This window comes from Enterobacter sp. CP102 (assembly GCF_025152625.1).
Classification (GTDB): domain Bacteria; phylum Pseudomonadota; class Gammaproteobacteria; order Enterobacterales; family Enterobacteriaceae; genus Enterobacter; species Enterobacter soli.
This window is the reverse complement of the sequence record NZ_CP104014.1, coordinates 209,835-227,711: the sequence shown is the minus strand read 5'-3', so window position 1 is coordinate 227,711 and position 17,877 is coordinate 209,835. Positions and strand designations below refer to the sequence as shown.

The 17,877-nt window shown below is 51.6% G+C and carries 13 protein-coding genes and 4 tRNA genes; 4 read left to right on the top strand and 13 right to left on the bottom strand.

Translation table 11 applies throughout. The annotated features are described in order from the left end of the window. The first annotated feature begins 83 nt into the window (after window positions 1–83). The 3 genes from N1249_RS01080 to N1249_RS01070 all read left to right on the top strand — a co-directional run bounded on the left by N1249_RS01080 (window position 84) and on the right by N1249_RS01070 (window position 2,432). Entirely contained in the window at window positions 84–1,625 is a 1,542-nt protein-coding gene (locus N1249_RS01080; RefSeq protein WP_259833859.1) for a sensor domain-containing diguanylate cyclase, read from the top strand. A gap of 180 nt (window positions 1,626–1,805) precedes the next feature. Next, window positions 1,806–2,111 carry a PTS sugar transporter subunit IIB gene (locus N1249_RS01075; RefSeq protein WP_014068453.1) on the top strand — a complete coding sequence of 102 codons (306 nt, stop codon included), beginning with the start codon at window positions 1,806–1,808 and terminating at the stop codon, window positions 2,109–2,111. 3 nt (window positions 2,112–2,114) lie between these two features. Beyond that, window positions 2,115–2,432 carry a PTS lactose/cellobiose transporter subunit IIA gene (locus N1249_RS01070; protein ID WP_257271782.1) on the top strand — a complete coding sequence of 106 codons (318 nt, stop codon included), beginning with the start codon at window positions 2,115–2,117 and terminating at the stop codon, window positions 2,430–2,432. A 91-nt stretch (window positions 2,433–2,523) separates the two neighbouring features. On the opposite strand, the gene rpoC is transcribed toward N1249_RS01070, so the two are convergent. From rpoC to N1249_RS01005, 13 genes are all read right to left on the bottom strand, one after another. Beyond that, window positions 2,524–6,747 carry a DNA-directed RNA polymerase subunit beta' gene (gene rpoC / locus N1249_RS01065; RefSeq protein WP_014068451.1) on the bottom strand — a complete coding sequence of 1,408 codons (4,224 nt, stop codon included), beginning with the start codon at window positions 6,745–6,747 and terminating at the stop codon, window positions 2,524–2,526. Window positions 6,748–6,823: 76 nt separating this feature from the next. After that, the gene (gene rpoB / locus N1249_RS01060; RefSeq protein WP_259833858.1) at window positions 6,824–10,852 is read right to left on the bottom strand and encodes a DNA-directed RNA polymerase subunit beta; all 4,029 of its coding nucleotides are present in this window, start codon (window positions 10,850–10,852) and stop codon (window positions 6,824–6,826) included. A 320-nt stretch (window positions 10,853–11,172) separates the two neighbouring features. Then, window positions 11,173–11,538, bottom strand: a complete 366-nt coding sequence (gene rplL, locus N1249_RS01055; RefSeq protein WP_006176746.1) for a 50S ribosomal protein L7/L12 — start codon at window positions 11,536–11,538, stop codon at window positions 11,173–11,175. Window positions 11,539–11,604: 66 nt separating this feature from the next. Continuing rightward, window positions 11,605–12,102 (bottom strand): 50S ribosomal protein L10, encoded by a 498-nt coding sequence (rplJ, locus tag N1249_RS01050; protein WP_259833857.1) that lies wholly within the window; start codon window positions 12,100–12,102, stop codon window positions 11,605–11,607. 291 nt (window positions 12,103–12,393) lie between these two features. After that, window positions 12,394–13,098, bottom strand: a complete 705-nt coding sequence (gene rplA / locus N1249_RS01045; protein WP_006176745.1) for a 50S ribosomal protein L1 — start codon at window positions 13,096–13,098, stop codon at window positions 12,394–12,396. A 3-nt stretch (window positions 13,099–13,101) separates the two neighbouring features. Further along, window positions 13,102–13,530, bottom strand: coding sequence for a 50S ribosomal protein L11 (rplK, locus tag N1249_RS01040; protein ID WP_008503452.1), 429 nt, complete (start codon window positions 13,528–13,530; stop codon window positions 13,102–13,104). A gap of 156 nt (window positions 13,531–13,686) precedes the next feature. After that, window positions 13,687–14,232 carry a transcription termination/antitermination protein NusG gene (nusG, locus tag N1249_RS01035; RefSeq protein ID WP_003862341.1) on the bottom strand — a complete coding sequence of 182 codons (546 nt, stop codon included), beginning with the start codon at window positions 14,230–14,232 and terminating at the stop codon, window positions 13,687–13,689. Window position 14,233: 1 nt separating this feature from the next. Next, window positions 14,234–14,617 (bottom strand): preprotein translocase subunit SecE, encoded by a 384-nt coding sequence (secE, locus tag N1249_RS01030; protein WP_014068449.1) that lies wholly within the window; start codon window positions 14,615–14,617, stop codon window positions 14,234–14,236. A gap of 229 nt (window positions 14,618–14,846) precedes the next feature. Further along, complete coding sequence (gene tuf / locus N1249_RS01025) at window positions 14,847–16,031, bottom strand: elongation factor Tu (RefSeq protein WP_014068448.1); 1,185 nt, start codon at window positions 16,029–16,031, stop codon at window positions 14,847–14,849. 118 nt (window positions 16,032–16,149) lie between these two features. Next, window positions 16,150–16,225, bottom strand: a tRNA-Thr gene (locus N1249_RS01020). A gap of 6 nt (window positions 16,226–16,231) precedes the next feature. Further along, window positions 16,232–16,306, bottom strand: a tRNA-Gly gene (locus tag N1249_RS01015). 117 nt (window positions 16,307–16,423) lie between these two features. Then, window positions 16,424–16,508: transfer RNA gene (locus tag N1249_RS01010), tRNA-Tyr, on the bottom strand. A gap of 8 nt (window positions 16,509–16,516) precedes the next feature. Continuing rightward, window positions 16,517–16,592: transfer RNA gene (locus N1249_RS01005), tRNA-Thr, on the bottom strand. A gap of 319 nt (window positions 16,593–16,911) precedes the next feature. On the opposite strand from N1249_RS01005, the gene coaA reads away from it, so the two are divergent. Then, entirely contained in the window at window positions 16,912–17,862 is a 951-nt protein-coding gene (coaA, locus tag N1249_RS01000; RefSeq protein ID WP_259833856.1) for a type I pantothenate kinase, read from the top strand. Window positions 17,863–17,877 lie beyond the last annotated feature (15 nt).

The following is a 17,877-nucleotide window of genomic DNA, read 5'->3' as shown; positions in this document are numbered from 1 at the left end:
ACAGTCAGCATCCGTGTAGCGACTATGCTCAGAGGATACCCATTGCTCTCATTCGCCACATCATCTGGACTGATTTACAACTCATGGCACTTCATAGCAGAAAACTATCTTTCACCAGGCCGATAATGGTCAGTTTCGCGGGGATCCTGCTCAGTTTTATTCTGGTCGCTGTGTTTATCACCCTGTCTCAGCGCAGTAATTTTCTTAATGATTATCATAAGATTAATGGAAATTTCACCCACAACCTTGCGGTGAACTATACCGAATCCATCCTGCGTGAAAATGACTACATTCTGGGACGGGCGGCCACCTTCTTTGCGCGAAACGACAGGCTGAATCAAACAGTAAACACCAATCCAGGTGAAGGATTGCAGGTCTTGATGCATCTTCAGAATCTGATGCCGACTGTCTCTTCTATCTCGCTGGCCGACACGCAAGGGCATTATTTGCGCGCGCCGGAAGTGCTGCCGACGGATAAGAGCAAAACGTTTGATGCCCGCACCCGCCCGTGGTTTATCGGCCAGGCAGAAGCCAGTACTTTCAGCCGCTATACCCGCCCCTATATGGACTACTTCACCGGCCATCCTACGGTCACGCTCTTTAAACCGGTGATTTCGCCGGAGGGGCGTCTGAAAGGGACGCTCGCGTTTCACCTCGACCTGACCTCAATGGGATATACCCTGCGACAAATGGTCGCTCCCGTACAAGGCGAGTTTTTTATCGTCGAGCGGGACGGCGCCGTAGTGCTGCACCCTGATACCGGGGCGCTTTTTAAGCCGTACGTGAGCGAAGCGCTAATGGATAAAATGACCAGTGGTGAAGGCCATCTTTACGACCCGGAGAGCCAAACCTGGTATTACTACTACTCATTTACCAACCCCGACTGGTTTGTTATCTACCGGGTAGCTGACTCTACTCTCACCGGGATCACCCAGCATGAAACATCCATTGTCAGCTGGGGATTTGCGCTGGCAGGCCTCGTTATCATCCTGTTTGGTTTATACCTGCGCCATGCCTCGCGCACCGTGCTGATGAACATCATTAACGCGATCAAAACCGGGGATGTCAGCACGGCACCTCGCCTGGAAGCGATGCTCAGCCATACCATTCAGTCAAACAAAGAGCGGGAGCTTGCCTATGTGCGCCAGGCGACTCACGATGCGCTGACTGGCTGTAAAAACCGTCGCGCTTTCGACAGCGATGTTGCGGAGCTGCTCAATAACCACCAGCCGTTCGCCCTGGCGCTGGTCGATATTGATAACTTCAAGTCCATCAATGACACCTGGGGACATTTGAGCGGTGATATCGTTCTGCGCAACGTCGCGCGTGAAGGGCTTCAGGTTATGCAACCGCATAACGTTTCTGTTTATCGCTACGGCGGTGAGGAGTTTGCGGTTATTTTCCACTCGGAGCTGTTCGGGCTGTCTCACGAATTACTGGAGACATGGCGTATCGCGGTGGAGAAGCGCACCTGGCGCGAAGAGGGTCTGCACGTCACATTCAGCGCCGGGCTGGGCGAATGGCATTTCGAGCCGCTTGAGCAGTTTATTGGCACCGTTGATGGCGCACTCTATAAAGCCAAACAGCAGGGTAAAAACCGCATTTTGCAGACCGGCGACAGCTAACCCCTCTCCTGTCTCTGTGCCCGTTTCAACGGGCATATTGCTTTCAGATGTAAAATTGTAACCGGTTTCAGAAAATTGCCGATTTCTTTGTGATGCCAGACACACAATCGCGGTAAAGCGGTTGTTGAAGCGGTCTGCACGGGATAATTATCAATAAACACATGTACATCGAGGCTGACTATGAAGAACATCGTTTTATGTTGTGCAGCGGGAATGTCGACCAGTATGCTGGTTCAACGAATGAAAGATGCCGCGCAGAAAAAAGGGGTTGAAGTAACCATTAAAGCCGTCCCGGTTGCGGAGTTTAAAGACAACATTGCCACCGCCGACATCGTATTACTGGGGCCACAGGTAAAATACGAGCAGGCGAAACTTCAGGCGCAGGCAGACCCGCTGGGTAAAAAGGTCGCGGTTATCGACATGATGGATTACGGCATGATGAAAGGCGATGTCGTACTGGAAAAAGCCCTCAAACTGCTGGAGTGACCTGTGGAAGATTTAGAAACAACGATCATGGAATTACTGGTCAATGCGGGCGCAGCGCGCAGCGCAGCCCTGACCGCCTTGCAGATGGCTCGTAAAGGTGACTTTGCCGAAGCCGAAAAAGCAATGGAAGAGTCACGCGAATATGTGAAACACGCGCACACGATCCAGACGCAGTTGATTGGCCTTGATGAAGGCAGCGGGAAACTTCCGGTCAACCTGATCACCGTTCACTCTCAGGATCACCTGATGAACGCGATGGTTATCCAGGATCTGGCGGGCGACATGATTGAGCTTTATCGACGCATCCCGTTGATAAACTGATAAAAAAGCCCGGTGACGCTATGCTTACCGGGCCTACAAAACACCATAAAAAAACCCGCCGAAGCGGGTTTTTTATTAGCTGAATCAACGATTACTCGTTGTCGGAACCACCCAGACCTGCGTTCAGCAGTTCTGCCAGGCTCGCGGATGCATCTTCAGCAGTTACCTGCGGTGCTGCTGGCAGTTCGCCCGCTGCACGACGACGCATACGATCCTGATGGTACGCATAACCGGTACCAGCAGGGATCAGACGACCCACGATAACGTTCTCTTTCAGACCGCGCAGTTCATCACGTTTACCCGCAACGGCCGCTTCGGTCAGGACACGTGTAGTTTCCTGGAACGATGCTGCGGAGATGAAGGACTCGGTTGCCAGAGACGCTTTGGTGATACCCAGCAGATCACGTGCGAAGGTCGCACCGATTTTGCCGTTCGCTTCCAGATCGCGGTTAGCGATCTTAACGCGTGAGTATTCAACCTGCTCGCCTTCCAGGAAGTCGGAGCTGCCCGCGTTTTCGATGGTTGCTTTACGCAGCATCTGACGAACGATAACTTCGATGTGCTTATCGTTAATCTTAACGCCTTGCAGACGGTAAACGTCCTGTACTTCGTTGGTGATGTAACGCGTTACCGCGTGTACGCCACGAAGACGCAGAATGTCGTGCGGTGCTTCTGGACCATCGGAAACCACGTCACCACGTTCTACACGTTCACCTTCGAACACGTTGAGCTGACGCCACTTAGGAATCATCTCTTCGTACGGCTCGCTACCATCTACTGGAGTGATAACCAGACGGCGTTTACCTTTGGTCTCTTTACCGAAGGAAATGATACCGCTGATTTCAGCCAGAATTGCAGGCTCTTTCGGACGACGTGCTTCGAACAGATCCGCAACGCGTGGCAGACCACCGGTGATGTCCTTGGTACCGCTGGATTCCTGAGGAATACGCGCCAGAGCATCACCTGCGCCGATCTGAATACCATCTTCCAGCTGAACGATCGCTTTACCTGGCAGGAAGTACTGCGCAGGCATATCGGTGCCAGGGATCAGAACGTCGTTACCCTGAGCATCAACGATTTTCAGTGCAGGACGCAGATCTTTACCACCGGTAGTACGTTCAGCAGAATCCAGAACCACCAGAGAAGACAGACCGGTCAGCTCGTCAGTCTGACGAGTAATGGTCTGGCCGTCGATCATGTCAGTGAAGCGGATGAAACCACTTACTTCGGTGATAACCGGCATGGTGTGTGGATCCCAGTTTGCTACGGTTTCGCCGCCAGCAACCTGCTCGCCATCACCTTTCGCCATAACAGCACCGTAAGGCACTTTATAGCTCTCTTTGGTACGACCGAATTCGTCGATCAGCTTCAGCTCGGTGTTACGAGAGGTCACAACCAGCTTGCCTGCGGAGTTAACAACAGACTTCGCGTTGCTGAGCTTGATGCTACCTTTGTTTTTCACCTGGATGCTGGACTCAGCAGCCGCACGAGATGCTGCACCACCGATGTGGAACGTACGCATCGTCAGCTGTGTACCCGGCTCACCGATTGACTGTGCCGCGATAACGCCGATTGCTTCACCTTTGTTGATGATGTGGCCACGCGCCAGGTCACGACCATAGCAGTGCGCACACACACCAAAGTCGGTGTCACAGGATACAACGGAACGCACTTTCACTGAGTCAACAGAGTTCGCTTCCAGCAGGTCACACCAGTGTTCGTGCAGCAGCGTGTTGCGTGGAACCAGAATGTCTGCGGTACCCGGCTTCAGAATGTCTTCCGCGGTTACACGACCCAGAACGCGATCGCGCAGTGGCTCTTTAACATCACCACCCTCGATAACCGGGGTCATGGTGATACCTTCGAGGGTGCCACAATCGTCTTCGGTAACAACCAGATCCTGCGCAACGTCAACCAGACGACGCGTCAGATAACCGGAGTTCGCTGTTTTCAGTGCGGTATCCGCCAGACCTTTACGAGCACCGTGGGTTGAGATGAAGTACTGGAGTACGTTCAGACCTTCACGGAAGTTCGCGGTGATTGGCGTTTCGATGATGGAGCCATCTGGCTTAGCCATCAGACCACGCATACCTGCCAGCTGACGAATCTGTGCCGCAGAACCACGCGCACCGGAGTCGGCCATCATGTAGATGCTGTTGAAGGAAACCTGCTGCTCTTCTACGCCGTCACGGTTAATAACGGTTTCGGTTTGCAGGTTGTCCATCATCGCTTTGGATACACGATCGTTTGCCGCAGCCCAGATATCGATAACTTTGTTATAGCGTTCGCCCGCGGTTACCAGACCAGACTGGAACTGCTCCTGGATCTCAGCAACTTCGGCTTCCGCTTCAGAGATGATCTCGTGTTTCTTCTCTGGGATGACCATGTCATCGATACCAACAGATGCACCTGAACGCGCTGCATAAGCAAAGCCGGTGTACATTGTCTGGTCAGCGAAGATTACGGTCGGCTTCAGACCCAGAATGCGGTAACAGGTGTTCAGCATTTTGGAGATCGCTTTCTTGCCCAGCGCCTGGTTGACGATGGAGAAAGGCAGACCTTTTGGTACGATCATCCACAGAATGGCACGGCCAACGGTCGTGTCTTTCAGGCTGGTTTTCGCAACGAATTCGCCGTTTTCATCTTTTTCGTATTCGGTGATACGCACTTTAACGCGCGCATGCAGAGAGGCCAGGCCAGCGCGATAAATACGCTCAGCTTCTTTCGGGCCAGTCAGCACCATGCCTTCGCCTTTGGCGTTAACACAGTCACGGGTCATGTAGTACAGACCCAATACAACGTCCTGAGAAGGAACGATAATTGGTTCACCGTTCGCTGGAGACAGGATGTTGTTGGTAGACATCATCAGCGCACGCGCTTCGAGCTGGGCTTCCAGCGTCAGCGGTACGTGAACAGCCATCTGGTCACCATCGAAGTCGGCGTTATAAGCCGCACAAACCAGCGGGTGCAGCTGGATAGCTTTACCTTCGATCAGGACTGGCTCAAATGCCTGGATACCCAGACGGTGCAGTGTTGGTGCACGGTTCAGCAGTACCGGGTGTTCGCGGATCACTTCGTCCAGGATATCCCAAACGACAGCTTCTTCACGCTCAACCATTTTCTTAGCGGCTTTGATGGTGGTGGCGAGGCCACGCAGTTCCAGCTTGCCGTAGATGAACGGTTTGAACAGCTCCAGTGCCATTTTCTTCGGCAGACCGCACTGATGCAGACGCAGGTATGGACCTACGGTGATAACAGAACGACCGGAGTAGTCAACACGCTTACCGAGCAGGTTCTGACGGAAACGACCCTGTTTACCTTTGATCATGTCGGCCAAAGATTTCAGAGGACGTTTGTTAGAACCGGTGATCGCACGACCGCGACGACCGTTATCCAGCAGGGCATCTACCGCTTCCTGCAGCATACGTTTTTCGTTGCGTACGATGATATCTGGCGCAGCCAGATCCAGCAGACGCTTCAGACGGTTGTTACGGTTGATAACGCGACGGTACAGATCGTTCAGATCGGACGTTGCGAAACGACCACCATCCAGCGGAACCAGCGGACGCAGATCTGGCGGCAGAACCGGCAGAACGGTCAGGATCATCCACTCTGGTTTGTTACCAGACTGCACGAACGCTTCCAGCAGCTTGATACGCTTGGTCAGCTTTTTACGCTTGGTTTCGGAGTTGGTTTCGTTCAGCTCTTCACGCAGCTGCTCGCACTCTTGCTCCAGATCCATGCTCTTCAGCAGGGCCTGGATAGCTTCCGCACCCATCTTCGCGTCGAATTCGTCACCGAACTCTTCCAGCGCGTCCAGATACTGTTCTTCGGTCAGAATCTGGTTACGTTCCAGATTCGTCATACCGCCTTCGATAACAACATAAGATTCGAAGTACAGAACACGTTCGATATCACGCAGCGGCATATCCAGCAGCAAACCGATACGGGACGGCAGAGATTTCAGGAACCAGATGTGGGCAGTCGGAGACGCCAGCTCGATGTGGCCCATGCGCTCACGACGCACTTTAGTCTGGGTCACTTCAACGCCGCACTTCTCACAGATAACACCACGGTGTTTCAGGCGCTTGTACTTACCGCACAGGCACTCGTAATCTTTTACTGGCCCGAAAATACGTGCACAGAAAAGGCCGTCACGCTCAGGTTTGAACGTACGGTAGTTAATGGTTTCCGGCTTTTTAACTTCACCGAAAGACCATGAACGGATCATGTCTGGCGAAGCCAGAGCAATTTTGATCGCATCAAACTCTTCGGTTTTAGTTTGCGCTTTCAGAAACTTTAATAAGTCTTTCACGGATTTGCTCCCGTCGGAGTTAGCACAATCTGGTGCCGGGGATTAACCCGGCACCAGTGACCTGTTTGAGCGAGAGTTACTCGTCTTCCAGCTCGATGTTGATACCCAGAGAACGGATCTCTTTCAACAGTACGTTGAAGGATTCCGGCATACCTGGTTCCATCTGATGGTTGCCGTCCACGATGTTTTTATACATCTTCGTACGGCCGTTCACGTCATCAGACTTAACGGTAAGCATTTCTTGCAGGGTGTATGCTGCGCCATATGCTTCCAGCGCCCACACTTCCATCTCACCGAAGCGCTGACCACCGAACTGAGCCTTACCACCCAGCGGCTGCTGAGTAACCAGGCTGTAAGAACCGGTAGAACGCGCGTGCATTTTGTCATCAACCAGGTGGTTCAGTTTCAGCATGTACATGTAGCCAACGGTAACCTGGCGCTCGAATTGCTCACCGGTACGACCGTCGAACAGTGTGATCTGACCGGAAGTCGGCAGGCCACCCAGCTGTAACAGTTCCTTAATTTCAGACTCTTTTGCACCGTCGAATACTGGCGTTGCGATCGGCATACCCTTACGCAGGTTTTCCGCCAGACGCAGAACTTCATCATCGCTGAAGGTGTTCAGGTCGACTTTCTGACGAACGTCAGTACCCAGATCGTACGCACGCTGGATGAACTCGCGCAGTTTCGCGACTTCTTGCTGCTGTTTCAGCATGGCGTTGATTTTCTCGCCGATACCTTTCGCAGCCATACCCAGGTGGGTTTCGAGGATCTGACCGATGTTCATACGAGATGGTACGCCCAGCGGGTTCAGTACGATATCTACCGGCGTACCGTTAGCATCGTGTGGCATATCTTCGATCGGGTTGATCTTAGAGATAACACCCTTGTTACCGTGACGACCTGCCATCTTATCACCAGGCTGGATCTGACGTTTAACAGCCAGATACACCTTAACAATCTTCAGCACGCCTGGTGCTAGATCGTCGCCCTGAGTGATTTTACGGCGTTTCGCTTCGAGCTTTTTCTCGAACTCGTGTTTCAGTTCGTCATACTGCTCAGCCAGCTGTTCCAGCTGATTTTGTTTCTCTTCGTCGGTCAGGCCCAGTTCCAGCCAGCGATCGCGAGGCAGTTTGTCGAGCTTCTCAGCTTCAACACCACCGGCAACCAGCACCGCATAGATACGGCTGAACAGACCCGCTTCGAGGATTTGCAGTTCTTCAGACAGGTCTTTCTTAGCCTGTTTGAGCTGCATTTCTTCGATTTCCAGCGCGCGTTTGTCTTTCTCTACGCCATCACGGGTGAAGACCTGAACGTCGATAACCGTACCGGAAACACCGTTTGGTACGCGCAGGGAAGAGTCTTTAACGTCAGACGCTTTCTCACCGAAGATAGCACGCAGCAGTTTCTCTTCTGGCGTCAGCTGGGTTTCACCTTTAGGTGTTACCTTACCAACCAGAATGTCGCCGCCGGTCACTTCCGCACCGATGTAAACAATACCGGATTCATCCAGTTTGGAGAGCGCAGCTTCACCCACGTTAGGGATATCAGCAGTGATCTCTTCTGGCCCCAGCTTGGTGTCACGGGACACACATGCCAGTTCCTGAATGTGGATGGTGGTGAAACGATCTTCCTGAACCACACGCTCGGAGACGAGGATGGAGTCTTCGAAGTTGTAACCGTTCCACGGCATGAACGCTACGCGCATGTTCTGACCGAGCGCCAGTTCACCGAGGTCGGTAGACGGGCCATCTGCCAGCACGTCGCCGCGCTCAATTGGCTCACCCAGAGACACACATGGCATCTGGTTGATACAGGTGTTCTGGTTAGAACGGGTGTACTTGGTCAGGTTATAGATGTCGATACCTGCTTCACCTGGGTACATCTCGTCTTCGTTAACTTTGATAACGATACGGGAAGCATCCACGTACTGAACAGTACCGCCACGTTTAGCAACCGCAGTAACACCGGAGTCAACGGCAACAGCACGTTCCATACCGGTACCAACCAGCGGCTTATCAGCGCGCAGAGTTGGAACGGCCTGACGTTGCATGTTCGCACCCATCAATGCACGGTTGGCGTCATCGTGTTCCAGGAACGGGATCAGGGACGCACCGACGGATACCACCTGCTGGGTGGATACGTCCATGTAGTCAACCTGGTCGCGGCTGAACAAGCTGGATTCGCCTTTGCTACGGCAGGTAACCAGATCTTCTACAAAGTGGCCTTCGTCATCCAGGTTGGAGTTCGCCTGAGCGATAACGTAGTTGCCTTCCTCGATAGCAGACAGGTAGTGAATTTCGTCGGTTACAACACCGTCAGTCACTTTACGGTACGGCGTCTCGAGGAAGCCATATTCGTTAGTCTGAGCGTACACGGACAGGGAGTTGATCAGACCGATGTTTGGACCTTCAGGCGTTTCGATTGGACATACGCGACCGTAGTGAGTCGGGTGTACGTCTCGAACTTCAAAGCCTGCACGTTCACGGGTCAGACCGCCTGGGCCGAGTGCAGAGATACGACGTTTGTGCGTAATCTCAGACAGCGGGTTGTTCTGGTCCATAAACTGAGACAGCTGGCTGGAACCGAAGAACTCTTTCACTGCTGCGGAAATCGGTTTGGCGTTGATCATATCCTGAGGCATCAGGGTATCCAGATCGCCCAGAGACAGACGCTCTTTCACCGCACGCTCAACACGTACCAGGCCAACACGGAATTGGTTTTCCGCCATTTCGCCTACGGAACGGATACGACGGTTGCCGAGGTGGTCGATATCGTCCACTTCGCCTTTGCCGTTACGGATATCGATGAGCTTCTTCATCACTTCGATGATGTCGTCTTTGCTCAGGATACCGGAACCTTCGATTTCGTCGCGCAGCAGAGAACGGTTGAACTTCATACGACCAACCGCAGACAGGTCATAGCGGTCTTCGGAGAAGAACAGGTTCTCGAACAGGCTTTCAGCCGCTTCGCGAGTTGGTGGCTCACCAGGACGCATCATACGGTAGATTTCTACCAGCGCGCTCAGACGATCGGTGGTTGGGTCGACGCGAATAGTCTCAGAAATATACGCGCCGTGGTCCAGATCGTTGGTGAACAGCGTTTCGATACGTTTGTGGCCAGACTGGCTCAGCTTAGCCAGCAGATCCAGGCTCAGCTCCATGTTCGCTGCGCAGATCAGCTCACCCGTTGACTCGTCAACGTAATCTTTCGCGACCACTTTTCCAGCAATGTATTCAACCGGAACTTCGATGTGTTTGATATCATCTTTTTCCAGCTGACGGATATGGCGCGCAGTGATACGGCGACCTTTTTCCACATACACTTTGCCGTTGGCTTCGATGTCGAACGACGCGGTCTCACCACGCAGACGTTCCGGCACCAGCTCCATTTGCAGCTTGTTGTCGCGGATTTCAAAGATCACTTTCTCGAAGAACAGGTCCAGGATCTGTTCTGTGGTGTATTGCAGCGCACGCAAAATGATGGTGGCTGGCAGTTTACGACGACGGTCGATACGGACAAACAGGTTGTCTTTTGGATCGAACTCGAAGTCCAGCCAGGAACCACGGTAAGGAATGATGCGCGCGTTATACAGTACTTTACCGGAAGAGTGTGTTTTACCTTTATCGCTGTCGAAGAAGACACCCGGGCTACGATGCAGCTGGGAAACGATAACACGCTCAGTACCGTTGATAACGAAAGTACCGTTGTCCGTCATGAGTGGAATTTCACCCATGTAGACTTCTTGTTCTTTAATGTCCTTAACGGTGCCTTCCGGCGCTTCGCGCTCGTAAATCACCAGACGCAGTTTTACGCGCAGCGGTGCGGAATAGGTCACGCCACGGATCTGACATTCCTGAACGTCAAACACCGGTTCGCCAAGGCGGTAGCTGACGTATTGCAGCTCAGAATTACCGCTATAGCTTTTAATCGGGAATACGGAACGGAAAGCTGCTTCCAGACCATACTGCCCTTCAGGATCTTGCTCGATAAACTTCTGGAACGAGTCAAGCTGGATAGAAAGGAGATAAGGTATATCCAGAACTTGTGGACGTTTACCAAAATCCTTACGAATACGTTTTTTCTCGGTATAGGAGTAAACCATTAGGGTTCCTCAGCTCGCTGACAAGTCGACCCATCTGTCCGACGAAGGGACAGTTTGTGCAACACCATTTTGTTGATCGGAAAATTGAATACTTTCCGCAATACCTGTTGCTATCACGCTTAAACCATTTCGTTGCGATTTACACAGAGCGAGCACCCTGTCGCAGTATATTAAGGCGTCGATAGAAACAAGCATTGTCAGGACAATCAGCAGTCAAACAGTGTGAAATGCTACTGATGCCTTACAGCGCAAAAAGGCTGGTGACTAAAAAGTCACCAGCCATCAGCCTAATTGCTTAGGCTGCAACCAGAAAAGTTGGCTTATTTAACTTCAACTTCAGCGCCAGCTTCTTCCAGAGATTTTTTCAGTGCTTCTGCGTCGTCTTTGCTCACGCCTTCTTTCAGCGCAGCTGGAGCAGATTCTACCAGGTCTTTAGCTTCTTTCAGACCCAGGCCAGTTGCGCCGCGTACTGCTTTGATAACAGCAACTTTGTTAGCGCCAGCAGCTTTCAGAATTACGTCGAATTCAGTTTTTTCTTCAGCAGCTTCAGCCGGGCCAGCAGCTACAGCTACAGCAGCAGCAGCAGAAACACCGAATTTTTCTTCCATTGCAGAAATCAGTTCTACAACGTCCATTACGGACATAGCTGCAACTGCTTCAATGATTTGATCTTTAGTGATAGACATTTAAATTGTTCCTGAAAATCAGAATAAGTTTATACGTAAGCGAATGCTTTATAAAGATAACTGCTATTAAGCAGCTTCTTTCGCATCGCGAACAGCAGCCAGAGTGCGAACCAGTTTGCCAGCCGAAGCTTCTTTCATGGTTGCCATCAGGCGTGCAATTGCTTCTTCGTAGGTCGGCAGGGTTGCCAGGCGATCGATGTTCGATGCCGTGATCAACTCACCTTCAAAGGCTGCAGCTTTGACCTCAAATTTTGCATTCGCTTTCGCGAACTCTTTGAACAGACGAGCAGCAGCGCCCGGGTGTTCCAAAGAGTATGCAATCAGGGTCGGACCAACAAACGTGTCTTTCAGGCACTCGAACTGAGTACCTTCAACTACGCGACGCAGCAGGGTGTTACGAACAACACGCATGTATACGCCAGCTTCACGACCTGCTTTACGCAGTTCAGTCATTTTGTCTACAGTAACGCCACGGGAATCCGCAACTACTGCAGACAGCGCGCCTTTGGCTACTTCGCTGACTTCAGCAACAATCGCTTGTTTGTCTTGAAGATTTAAAGCCATTAGCTTTGCTCCTGGATGTTTGCCGGAACACATGTTCCGGAACTCACTTCACTCAACCCAACGGGAAGAGCGTCTTAATACGGTGAGCAGAAACAAGCCAGAGTATCAAAAAATAATCTTAGCGTTCTGTCACCGTCTACGCAGGGGATTAAGTCTCTTGCGAAACACCTGCGGTCTTCGACGGAGGCCTGGATTAGGCCAGGCTCCAACGAACAAATCTTTTAGCCGCTAACTTTCGTTAGCAAACGTGGGGGTAAGATTGTAGACAAAATCACCGCCCACGTAAAGGCATTAGTTTGCAGCAGCGCTCAGGCCAGCCTGGTCAACTGCAACACCTGCACCCATGGTGGTGGAGATGCTAACTTTCTTGATGTACACGCCTTTAGCCTGAGTTGGTTTAGCTTTTTTCAGCGCAACCAGCAGAGATTCCAGGTTTTCTTTCAGTTTGTCAGCGTCAAAGTCCACTTTACCGATGGTGGTGTGGATGATGCCGTTTTTGTCGTTACGGTAACGAACCTGACCTGCTTTAGCGTTCTTAACAGCTTCAGCAACGTTAGGAGTTACAGTACCAACTTTCGGGTTTGGCATCAGGCCGCGTGGACCCAGAACCTGGCCCAGCTGGCCAACAACGCGCATTGCATCCGGGGAAGCAATAACAACGTCAAAGTTCATTTCGCCTTTCTTGATCTGATCAGCCAGATCTTCCATACCTACCAGTTCAGCGCCAGCAGCTTTAGCAGCTTCAGCGTTTGCACCCTGAGCAAATACAGCTACGCGAACGGAACGGCCAGTACCGTGTGGCAGTACAGTTGCACCACGAACGTTCTGATCAGATTTACGAGCATCGATGCCCAGGTTAACAGCAACGTCAACGCTTTCAACGAACTTAGCAGTAGCCAGTTCTTTCAGCAGAGCGATAGCTTCGTTGATGTCGTACTGTTTGGTCGCATCAACTTTGTCACGGATCACGGACATGCGCTTGGTCAGTTTAGCCATTTCTTAGTCCTCCACTACCAGGCCCATGGAACGTGCAGTACCTTCGATGGAGCGAGTCATCGCTTCAATGTCGGCACCAGTCATGTCGGCAGCTTTGGTCTGCGCGATTTCCTGCAGCTGAGCGCGGGAAATTTTACCCACTTTGTCTTTGTTCGGTTTACCGGAACCAGACTTGATACCAGCCGCTTTCTTCAGCAGAACTGCTGCTGGAGGGGTTTTGGTAACGAAAGTGAAAGAACGGTCAGCGTAAACAGTGATTACGACTGGAATTGGCAGACCTTTTTCCAGGGATTCAGTTTTGGCGTTGAACGCTTTACAGAATTCCATGATGTTAACACCCTGCTGACCCAGAGCTGGACCAACTGGTGGACTTGGGTTCGCCATACCAGCTGCAACCTGCAGCTTGACGTAGGCTTGTACTTTCTTAGCCATTCTAAAATCCTCAAATTGGGTGATAGCGCTTCAGAGAAGCTCCCCGTGATGTAAAAATCGTTTTACGGGCGTGGCCCATAAAAACAAAAGGCGCGAAATTGTATTCCAATCTCGCGCCCTGTGCAACGATTAAATCGCCGCTTTTTTGATCGCTGCTTAGGCTTTTTCTACCTGGGCAAAGTCCAGTTCTACCGGGGTCGCACGACCGAAGATAGAAACGGAAACTTTCAGGCGGGACTTCTCGTAATCCACTTCTTCAACCACGCCATTAAAGTCAGCAAACGGACCGTCATTAACACGAACCATTTCACCCGGTTCAAACAGCGTTTTCGGACGCGGCTTATCACCAACCTGTTGCAGGCGGTTCATAATCGCATCAACTTCTTTGTCGCTGATTGGCGCCGGACGGTCAGACGTGCCGCCGATAAAGCCCATCACACGCGGTACGCTGCGCACCAGGTGCCAGCTCGCGTCGTTCATAACCATCTGAACCAGCACGTAGCCCGGGAAGAATTTACGCTCGCTTTTGCGACGCTGGCCACCACGGATCTCGACCACTTCTTCGGTCGGAACCATCACTTCGCCAAACAACTCTTCCATATTGTGTAATTTGATATGCTCACGCAGCGATGTTGCTACGCGGCCTTCAAAACCGGAAAACGCCTGAACGACGTACCAACGCTTTTTAGGGGCTTCAGACATCTTAGAACCTCAGGCCAGTGATAAAGGATACCAGGCGAACCAGAATACCATCCAGTCCCCAAAGGATCAGTGACATTACCGCAGTCACTGCAGCCACAATCAGAGTGGTATGCAATGTTTCCTGACGGGTCGGCCAAATAACCTTGCGAACTTCGGTACGTGCTTCGCGCGCGAAAGCAACGGTTGCTTTACCTTTAGTCGTTAACAGCGCGACACCGCCCGCTGCAGCAATCAGAATCACCACTGCCAGCGCACGCAGCGGCAGCATCATGTCACGATAAAGATAGTTGCCAACGATTGCCACAATCAGCAGCACGGCAACAGCGACCCACTTCATCGCTTCCAGGCCGCGCCCGCTCCCTTGAGCTTCGGTATTCGCACTCATAAACCAACCTGTAAGAAGAATTCTACAAATAATTTCACCCCGCGATTGCGAGGCGAGCCAAATCGAAACGCTTAATCCCTTTAGAGATTATACGCTCTCTGCAGAGCCTGTCTCAGCAATGATTATGACAAAAATAATCACTGATGAGCCAGGTTCTGATGTGAAAGCGTGCAAAAAGGGCATCAAATGATGCCCTTTTCATGCGCATTGCGTCAAATGTTATCAGCGATTAGCCGAGAACTTTAGCAACAACGCCCGCGCCAACGGTACGGCCGCCTTCACGGATTGCGAAACGCAGACCGTCGTCCATCGCGATTGGGTGGATCAGAGTCACAACCATCTTGATGTTGTCGCCTGGCATTACCATCTCTACGCCTTCTGGCAGTTCGATGGTACCGGTCACGTCAGTTGTACGGAAGTAGAACTGTGGACGGTAGCCTTTGAAGAACGGAGTATGACGGCCGCCTTCGTCTTTGGACAGGATGTACACTTCAGATTCGAACTTGGTGTGTGGCTTGATTGAGCCTGGCTTCGCCAGAACCTGACCACGTTCGATTTCTTCACGTTTGATACCACGCAGCAGAACACCAACGTTCTCACCAGCACGGCCTTCGTCCAGCAGTTTGCGGAACATTTCAACGCCAGTACAGGTAGACTTCGCAGTCTCTTTGATACCAACGATTTCAACTTCTTCACCAACTTTGATGATACCGCGCTCTACACGACCGGTAACAACGGTACCACGACCGGAGATGGAGAATACGTCTTCGATTGGCAGCAGGAATGGCTTGTCAATCGCACGCTCTGGTTCTGGGATGTAAGAATCCAGGAAGCCAGCCAGTTCGATGATTTTCGCTTCCCACTCTGCTTCGCCTTCCAGCGCTTTCAGAGCTGAACCACGAACGATTGGGGTGTCGTCGCCTGGGAAATCGTACTGAGACAGAAGTTCACGAACTTCCATTTCTACCAGTTCCAGCAGCTCTTCGTCATCAACCATGTCGCATTTGTTCAGGAACACGATGATGAAAGGAACGCCTACCTGACGACCCAGCAGGATGTGCTCACGAGTCTGAGGCATTGGGCCGTCAGTCGCAGCAACTACCAGGATCGCGCCGTCCATCTGCGCAGCACCGGTGATCATGTTTTTAACATAGTCGGCGTGGCCTGGGCAGTCTACGTGTGCGTAGTGGCGAGTCGGGGTGTCGTATTCAACGTGGGAAGTGTTGATGGTGATACCACGAGCTTTTTCTTCTGGTGCGTTATCGATCTGGTCGAATGCGCGAGCAGAACCACCGTAGGTTTTAGCCAGAACGGTGGTGATTGCAGCGGTCAGCGTTGTTTTACCATGGTCAACGTGGCCGATAGTACCGACGTTAACGTGCGGTTTTGTACGTTCAAACTTTTCTTTAGACATCGATTGTCCCTCTAAGACACGGATAAATCGGTGATATCACCACATCAACCAGGCGAAATGCCTGAACTGTTGAATACATTTAAATTGAAACAGAGAGAAACGGGAGGGAGAAGTGAAGTGGTGCTGATACCCAGAGTCGAACTGGGGACCTCACCCTTACCAAGGGTGCGCTCTACCAACTGAGCCATATCAGCACGTATTGGAGCGGGCAGCGGGAATCGAACCCGCATCATCAGCTTGGAAGGCTGAGGTAATAGCCATTATACGATGCCCGCATCCTGAAACTCGGCTACCCAGTTCTTTCTGTAACAAAAAAAGAGATTTCTCTCTTTTCATGTTTGAGCTGATTAATTTTTCTAACCAGCTCCGGCGGCATTTACGCTGCCAGAAAGTGGTGGTGGGGGAAGGATTCGAACCTTCGAAGTCTGTGACGGCAGATTTACAGTCTGCTCCCTTTGGCCGCTCGGGAACCCCACCGGACTTGATGGTGCCGACTACCGGAATCGAACTGGTGACCTACTGATTACAAGTCAGTTGCTCTACCTACTGAGCTAAGTCGGCATCAAGTAGCGCGCATTCTATGGAGACATGAGCAGTCATGCAACTAAAAAATTGCATAAAACGTTCTTTCGCTCACATTTTATTCGAAAGAAGGTCTAAACGCTGTAAATTCACCCACTCACGGTTAAAAATCCAGCATGAATACATGATTTACACCGTATATAGCGTACCGTGATGGCTCCCGCGTAAAGCAGTGCTTCCCTATATTTTTTCTTATTATTCCTGTCATCTGGTGTTAACCTCCTGCCCATTGTCCAAAATTAACTGTGTGAAGAGCCACGACCCGGCTGTTTTGTTGCTGGCTCACTGAAACATGCTTATGAGCAAAAAAGAGCAAACGTTAATGACGCCTTATCTTCACTTTAACCGCAGCCAGTGGGCTGCCCTGCGCGATTCCGTCCCTATGACGTTGACGGAAGGTGAGATAGCGCGGTTAAAAGGGATAAATGAAGACCTGTCGCTGGAAGAAGTGGCAGAAATCTATTTACCATTATCTCGATTGCTTAACTTCTATATCAGTTCCAATTTACGACGCCAGGCAGTGCTGGAGCAGTTCCTTGGGACTAACGGCCAGCGTATTCCTTATATCATCAGTATTGCGGGTAGCGTTGCCGTCGGTAAAAGCACCACCGCGCGCGTATTGCAGGCGCTGCTGAGCCGCTGGCCTGAGCATCGCAGCGTAGAGCTGATCACCACAGACGGCTTTTTGCACCCGAATGAAGTGTTAAAAGAACGCGGTCTGATGAAGAAGAAGGGCTTCCCTCTTTCTTATGATATGCACCGACTGGTTAAATTCGTCTCCGATCTGAAATCAGGCGCGCCAAACGTGACCGCACCGGTTTACTCGCACCTGATTTATGACCGCATCCCGGATGGTGACAAAACGGTGGTTCAGCCGGATATCCTGATTCTGGAAGGATTAAATGTGCTGCAAAGCGGCATGGACTATCCGCACGACCCCCACCACGTATTCGTCTCCGACTTTGTCGATTTCTCTATTTATGTCGATGCGCCGGAAGATTTGCTGCAAAGCTGGTATATCAACCGCTTCCTGAAATTCCGTGAAGGGGCGTTCACCGATCCTGACTCCTACTTCCACAACTACGCTCAGCTCTCTGAAGAAGAGGCCATCAGTGTGGCAACGGGGCTGTGGAATGAGATCAACTACGTGAACCTGAAAGAGAACATTCTGCCGACCCGCGAGCGCGCGAGCCTGATCCTCACCAAGAGCGAGAAGCACGCGGTCGACCAGATCCGCCTGCGGAAATAAGCGTTAAGCAGACAT

Coding starts and splice junctions, on each gene's coding strand:
- rplJ (WP_259833857.1), bottom strand. CDS start 12,102: ATGGCTTTAAATCTTCAAGACAAACAAGCGATTGTTGCTGAAGTCAGC.
- rplL (WP_006176746.1), bottom strand. CDS start 11,538: ATGTCTATCACTAAAGATCAAATCATTGAAGCAGTTGCAGCTATGTCC.
- coaA (WP_259833856.1), top strand. CDS start 16,912: ATGAGCAAAAAAGAGCAAACGTTAATGACGCCTTATCTTCACTTTAAC.
- secE (WP_014068449.1), bottom strand. CDS start 14,617: ATGAGTGCGAATACCGAAGCTCAAGGGAGCGGGCGCGGCCTGGAAGCG.
- tuf (WP_014068448.1), bottom strand. CDS start 16,031: ATGTCTAAAGAAAAGTTTGAACGTACAAAACCGCACGTTAACGTCGGT.
- rplK (WP_008503452.1), bottom strand. CDS start 13,530: ATGGCTAAGAAAGTACAAGCCTACGTCAAGCTGCAGGTTGCAGCTGGT.
- N1249_RS01075 (WP_014068453.1), top strand. CDS start 1,806: ATGAAGAACATCGTTTTATGTTGTGCAGCGGGAATGTCGACCAGTATG.
- rplA (WP_006176745.1), bottom strand. CDS start 13,098: ATGGCTAAACTGACCAAGCGCATGTCCGTGATCCGTGACAAAGTTGAT.
- N1249_RS01080 (WP_259833859.1), top strand. CDS start 84: ATGGCACTTCATAGCAGAAAACTATCTTTCACCAGGCCGATAATGGTC.
- nusG (WP_003862341.1), bottom strand. CDS start 14,232: ATGTCTGAAGCCCCTAAAAAGCGTTGGTACGTCGTTCAGGCGTTTTCC.
- rpoB (WP_259833858.1), bottom strand. CDS start 10,852: ATGGTTTACTCCTATACCGAGAAAAAACGTATTCGTAAGGATTTTGGT.